General features: G+C 67.2%; 6 protein-coding genes and 1 pseudogene. All 7 read right to left on the reverse strand.

What is annotated here, in order from left to right:
• Positions 1-7: 7 nt before the first annotated feature.
• Complete coding sequence (locus tag A5712_RS18370; RefSeq protein WP_068107840.1) at positions 8-2,020, reverse strand: FAD-dependent oxidoreductase; 2,013 nt, start codon at positions 2,018-2,020, stop codon at positions 8-10.
• 15 nt (positions 2,021-2,035) lie between these two features.
• Entirely contained in the window at positions 2,036-3,163 is a 1,128-nt protein-coding gene (locus A5712_RS18375) for an NDMA-dependent alcohol dehydrogenase (RefSeq protein ID WP_068107842.1), read from the reverse strand.
• Positions 3,164-3,315: 152 nt separating this feature from the next.
• Complete coding sequence (locus A5712_RS18380) at positions 3,316-3,870, reverse strand: hypothetical protein (protein WP_068107845.1); 555 nt, start codon at positions 3,868-3,870, stop codon at positions 3,316-3,318.
• A 2-nt stretch (positions 3,871-3,872) separates the two neighbouring features.
• Positions 3,873-4,082 carry a ferredoxin gene (locus A5712_RS18385; protein ID WP_068107848.1) on the reverse strand — a complete coding sequence of 70 codons (210 nt, stop codon included), beginning with the start codon at positions 4,080-4,082 and terminating at the stop codon, positions 3,873-3,875.
• A gap of 12 nt (positions 4,083-4,094) precedes the next feature.
• Positions 4,095-5,450, reverse strand: a complete 1,356-nt coding sequence (locus tag A5712_RS18390) for a cytochrome P450 (protein WP_068107851.1) — start codon at positions 5,448-5,450, stop codon at positions 4,095-4,097.
• Positions 5,447-6,271 carry an SDR family oxidoreductase gene (locus A5712_RS18395; protein ID WP_068107853.1) on the reverse strand — a complete coding sequence of 275 codons (825 nt, stop codon included), beginning with the start codon at positions 6,269-6,271 and terminating at the stop codon, positions 5,447-5,449. Before A5712_RS18395 ends, A5712_RS18390 begins: the two co-directional genes overlap by 4 nt.
• A pseudogene (locus tag A5712_RS30905) lies at positions 6,272-6,438 on the reverse strand (cytochrome P450); the annotation flags it as partial.

The following is a 6,438-nucleotide window of genomic DNA, read 5'->3' on the forward strand; positions in this document are numbered from 1 at the left end:
CCTGTCTCTAGATTGCGCACGCGGCGCGTGCGCCTTCCTCGGTGGCTTTGCGGATGAGGCCGAGGCCGGTGCAGTCGCCGGCGGCATGCACCTCGGTGCCCGTCATGGCAGCGACCAGGGTGTCGAACAGGCCGGTGTCGGGCTGGACCGTTCCGGCGATGACGACGCTGTCGGCGGCCAGGTGCCGGGTGGCGCCGCCGGCCGGCGTGAAAACCACGGCCTGGGTCGTGATCCTTTCGACGGCCGCGCGGACGTGCACGGTGACGCCGAGCCGGTCGAGGCGGTCCATGTGCTCGGTCTTGCGTTTGTTGCCCACCTCGGGCGCGATGTCCTTGCCCGCCTCAAGGATTGATACGAACCGGCCACGGGCGGCGAGGAACTCGGCGAGTTCGAGGGCGACCAGGTCACCGCCGATGATGGCGACCCGCCGGCCCAACGGCATCCACGCGCGACTTGCCAGCCGGAACGCTGCGGGGTGCACCAGCCGCTGTCGCCGGCCGGCGAACAGCCGGCCATCGAGCAATTCGCGCAACCCGGGACCGGTGTGCACGTGCGGCAGGTCGGCGCCGGGAATGGCCGGCACGGCGACGTGCCCGCCGGTGGCCACCACGACCGCGTCGGGGGCCGCTGCGGCCACCTCGTCGGCCGAAACATTGCGGCCCAGAAGAACTTTCACCGTGCTGGCCTTGATCTCCTCGCGCAGGTATTGCAGGAATGGCTGGTTCTCCGGATGCAGGACCGATGCCCACCGCAAGGCCCCGCCGAGTTGGCCGCCGCGCTCGAACAGCGTGACGCGGTGGCCGCGCTCGGCGGCCACGCGGGCGGCCTCCAGTCCGGCCGGACCGCCGCCGATCACCACCACGCGCTTGGCGCGGTTGGCGCGCGGCGCGGCCAGCTCCCGCTCCTTGCCGGTGCGAGGATTGACAGCGCAGTCGACCGAGAAGCGTTGTTCCATTGCGTCGATGCAGTTTTCGCACGAGATGCACTTGCGGACCCGGTGCGCACGGCCGGATCGCAGCTTGCCCGGCAGGTCCGGGTCGGCCAGCAGCGGGCGGCCCATCGCGACGAAATCGGCACGCCCGTCGGCCAGGATCCGTTCGGCTCGCACCGGGTCGTGGATGCGCCCCACGGCGATCACCGGCACGTCGACCACCTGCTTAACCGCCGCCGCGGCGCCGACGTTGAGTGCGTCGCCGTCGTCGGCACCGTTGACCATCCCGGTGACGAGCCGGTCGATCACGCCGCCACTGACGTGGAAGGCGCTCACGCCGGCGGTGACGAGTTCGGTTGCCAGCCGCGCGGTTTCGTAGATCGGCCGCCCGCCCGCGACCCGCTCGTAGCCGGAGATGCGTAACGTGATCGGCAGGGCGTCACCAATCTCGGAGCCGATCGCGGCCAGCGCCTCCAGCACCACCCGCACCCGCCCGTGGGACGAGTCGCCCCGATAGTCGTCGGTGCGCCGATTGCGTTGCGGGGCAAGGAAGGAACCCAGCAACATGTAGCCGTGCGCGGCGTGTAGCTCGATACCGTCGTAGCCGGCCTCGACGGCACGGCGCGCCGCGGCCTTGAACAGATCGAACACCTCGCAGAGCTGGCGCTTGCTGATCTCGGCCGACGGCCGCCCGGTGAGGTAGGACGGGATCACCGAGGGCCCCACCGAGGTGACGCCGAACATCTCCGGGCCGAGCCCGTCGGGCCCGGCGTGCACGATCTGGGGCTGGATCTTGGCGCCGTGTTCGTGCACCACTTCGACCAGCGCCCGGTGCGCCTCGACCGCGTCGTCGGTCGCCAGGTGCAGGCCGCCCGGTGTCTCGGGATGGTGATGGTCGACGCCGGTGGCGCCCAACGTGATCAGGCCGACCCCGCCCTTGGCGCGCGCGGCGAAGTAGTCGCGGGTGCGCTGTGACGGCAGCCCGTCCGGGGTGCCGTACATCGTCTCCATCGGAGACATGACGACCCGGTTGCGTACCGTCATGGCGCCGATTCGTCCCGGCGCCAAGAGGTGGGGAAAGCTGGTCACCGAGGACCGGTCGGATTACCGGTCGGCGTCGGTGTACCGGATGACGCCGCGAATGTTCTTGCCGTCCAGCATGTCCTGGTAGCCGTCGTTGATCTGTTCGAGCTTGTACTGGCGGGTGATCATGTCGTCCAGGTTGAGCTTGCCGGCCTTGTACATCGACAGCAGCTGCGGGATGTCGTACTGCGGGTTGCCGCCGCCGAAGATGGTGCCCTGCAGGTTCTTCTGCATCAGGGTGAGCATCGCCAAGTTCAGGGTCACGTTGGTGTCCAGCAGGCTGCCGATCGCGGTCAGCACGCAGGTGCCGCCCTTTTGGGTGATGTTCAGGTAGGCGTCGACGTCGGCGCCGTGCAGCTCGCCGACCGTCACCACCACCTTGTGGGCCATCAGGCCATAGGTCACCTCGGCCATGCCCGCCAGCGCGGCGTTGATGTCGGGGTAGACGTGCGTGGCGCCGAACTTCAGGGCCTGATCGCGCTTCCACTCCACCGGGTCGATCGCGAAGATGTAGCGCGCGCCCGCGTTGACAGCGCCCTGCAGCGCCGCCATGCCCACGCCGCCGACGCCGACGATGGCGACGTCCTGGCCCGGCCGGATGTCGGCGGTGCGGACCGCCGAACCGTAGCCGGTGGTGACGCCGCAGCCGACCAGGGCGGCCACCTCAAACGGGACCGACGGGTCGATCTTCACCACCGAGCTGCGGTGCACGACCATGTACGGCGAGAAGGTGCCCAGCAGCGTCATGGGAAAGACGTTCTGCCCGCGGGCCTGAATGCGGAAGGTGCCGTCGGATACCGCGGCGCCGCCGAGCAGCCCCGCCCCGAGGTCACACAGGTTGCGCAAGCCGGCCTGACACGTCGGGCAGGACCCGCAGGACGGGATGAACGACAGCACCACGTGGTCGCCCGGGGCGATGTCCTCCACGCCGGGCCCCACCTCGGTGACGATGCCCGCGCCCTCGTGGCCGCCCAGCACCGGGAAGCCCGCCATCGGGATGCCGCCGGTAACTAGATGGTGATCCGAATGGCACATCCCGGCCGCTTCCATCTGGATCTTGACCTCGTGCGCCTGCGGGTCACCGATCTCGATTTCCTCGACGGACCACGGCTGGTTGAATTCCCAGATCAGCGCGCCTTTTGTTTTCATGAAGGACCTCCATCAGCATGCCCTGACCCGAGTGTCGGTGAAAGGGGCCGGCCGGTGCCGGACGGCAATTTAGAACGTGTTCTCATTCGCAGACCATTATGACCTGCATCACCGGGCTGTCGACAAGGGGGGACCACCAACCGGTCGGGAGATCACCAGATGGGAACCGGAGCCTGTCCGAGCGGGTAGTAGCCGGGAAGCTTCTCGCCGGCCAGGCTGCGCTCGATCCGCTTCTGCATGCCCGCGGACAGGTCACCGGACTCGATCAAGGTCGCGAACATCTTCGCGACGTGACCGAAGTCGAAGAAGTCGCGCTGCCACTCGATGAGCTGGTCGCCGTTGAGGCGGAACCAACTGCCCCCGATCCCGTAGATCTCGTCCTGGGTGCCGTCGGTCTTGTTGACGATCTGCTTCCAGAAGCCGACGATCTCGCCCTGCTTCTCGTCGATGAGCACCTTCTGGTACTCGTAGACCCAGTTCTCCAGGCCCTCCATCTCCAGGCCGAGCGCGATGTCGCGGATCTCGTCGACGCCGACGCACATCACGTCCTCCTTGGGACCGATGTTCCAGCCGTAGGTGGCGTCCTTGGCGTAGAAGTCCGCCAGCGGCTTCCAGTCGCCGGCCTTTTCGCAGTCCTTATTGGCCTGCAGCCAGCGGTCGACCCATGCCTCGAGTTCCGCGCGTGAGTGTGACGGCTCCGACGTCATTGTCAGTCTTCTTTCTCTTTGATGAACAGTGCTTGCGTTGGGCACATAGCGACCGCGCGCTCGACTTCGTCGCGGGCGTCTTCGGGCGGTTCGGGGTCGAGGATCTCGACCTTGCCCCGCTTGGGCACCCGGAAGTAGTCCGGGGCCTCCAATTCACACATGGCGTGGCCCTGACACAAATCCAGATCCGCTTCGATCCTGAATCCGCCCATGGGACTGACTCCTTACGCGCTGCGCTTGCGGTAGCGGGCCTTGGCCGGCCGGGCGAGCTGGACGACCATCTTGGAGTGGTCGTTGTGGTAGCTGTCGGCGGGCTGCGCCATCTCGAACTCATACTCGCGCAACAGGACCGAGAAGATCGCCTTGATCTGCATCTGGGCGAACGCGGCGCCGACGCAGCGGTGCCGGCCCGCGCCGAACGGAATCCAGGTCCAGCGGTTGACGATGTCGGCCTGCTCGGGCTTGTTGTAGCGGTCGGGCTTGAAGGCGTCCGGATCGGGAAAGTCCTCGGGAATCCGGTTCGAGATCGCCGGGGAGGCCGCGACGTAGTCGCCGTCGTGAATCGGGAAGCCTTCGACCTCGAACTCCCCCTTGGCGACCCGCATCAGGATGATCAGCGGCGGGTGCAATCGGAGGGTTTCCTTCACCACGTTGTCCAGCTTCGGAATCGAGCGCAGCGCATGGAAACTCACCTCTTGACCGTCGGCGTACAGCTCGTCGAGCTCGGCCAGGACCTCGGCGTACACTTCGGGATGGCGGATCAGCTCGATCAGGGTCCATGCGGAGGTTCCCGAGCTGGTGTGGTGCCCGGCGAACATCAGCGAGATGAACATCCCGGTGACCTCGTCGGCCGAGAAGCGCAGGTTGCCCTCCTCGTCCTTGATCGAGACCAGCACGTCGAGCATGTCGCGGTCGGCCTTGTCCTTGGGCGGGTTCGCGATTCGCTGATTCATGATTTCCTGCACCAGCGCAACGAGTTTCACGCGTGCCTCGTCGCGGAGCTTGAAACTCTCGATCGGCAGGTAGGGGTCGACGTAGCACAGCGGGTCGGTGCCGCGCTCGAGCATGTGGTAGTACTCCGCGAACCGGTGGTCGAGCTGCTCGCGGAACTTCAGCCCGATCAGGCAGGCCGTCGAGGTGTAGATGGTCAGCTCGGCGAAGAAGTCGAGCAGCTCGATCTCGCCCTCGTCGCCCCAGTTCGCGATCATCTTCTTGACTTCGCCCTCGATGGTGGCGGCGTGGCCCTTCATCTGCTCGCCGCGCAGCGCCGAGTTGTGCAGCATCTCCTTGCGCCGCTCGGGGCTGGCGTCGAACACCACGCCCTTGCCGAAGATCGGCGTCATGAACGGATAGGCCTCGGCCTGGTCCAGGTCCTCGTCGGCGGAGCGGAAGAAGAATTCGTTGGCGCTGGCGCCGGACAGCAAGATGACGTGCTTGCCGGCCAACTGGAACCAGCCGACGTCGCCGCACTCGTCGCGCACCCGCTGCATCAACCCGATTGGGTCGGTGCGAAATTCCTCCAGATGACCGTGCTCTTCTTCGCCGCCGGAAACCCGCGGCACGATGGCGGTGGTCGTCATGACGGCATCCCCTCTTCGCCGAGTGCGAGTTTCTGGCGATGTTTGTTGTCGGCCAACGGGGCTTCGGGCTGGAGCTCCATGTTTGCGATGAAGCCACCGCGCGGCGTCTCGGCGACGAACGTGATGGCCCGCGCCAGGTCCGCCGCGCGCAGGAAGTAGTCGTGGCGCGCTTGGCCCCACTTGGCCCAGTCCTCCAGGGCGGGGCCGATCTTCTCGGCCGGCAAGCTCCAGCCCATCGCCGTCTTCGTCGGGCCGGGGTGGACGATCGAGGCCCGCACGCCGGTGCCCTCGAGCTCCATCTGGAAGTTGGTGACCATCGCCAGCAGCGCGGCCTTGGCCGCGCCGTAGGCCCCCATGTGCGGCCGCTGGCGCAGGGCAACGTCGGAGCCGACGAAGATGAGGTCGCCGCGTTGACGTTCGAGCATGCCCGGCAGGACGGCGGCGGCCAGCCGGTTGGCGCCGACGAGGTGGATCTGCAGCTGCGATTCGAACTCGTCGGTGGTGATCTCGGCGAGCTTGCCGAAGTAGGTGTCGCCCGCGCCGGTCACCAGCACCTCGATGTCGCCGAGCGCGTCGACCGACTGCGCGACAAAGGATTTCACCGAGTTGGGGTCGGTGACGTCGAGGTGGAATCCGACCGCCTCGCCGCCCTCGGCGTTGATCTTGCCGACGATGTCGTTGAGCTTTTCCACCCGGCGCGCGCCCAGGGCGACGGGGAAGCCGTGTGCCGCGAGTTCGATGGCGGTGGCCTCTCCGATCCCGGAGGATGCGCCGGCTACGATCGTGGGTCGGCGTTCGGGCAACGGGTCAAAGCGGGGCATTCAGCGGACCTCCACGGTGATCGGTAGGTGAGCGAATCCGCGGACGTTGCTGGAGTGGACGCGGACGGCGTTGGCCTCGTCAACCTCATATCCGCGGATCCGCTTGAACAACTCGGTCAGCGCAACCCGGGCTTCCATCCGGGCGAGGTGGGCGCCCAGGCAAAAGT

Source organism: Mycobacterium sp. E2327 (assembly GCF_001672675.1).
Classification (GTDB): domain Bacteria; phylum Actinomycetota; class Actinomycetes; order Mycobacteriales; family Mycobacteriaceae; genus Mycobacterium.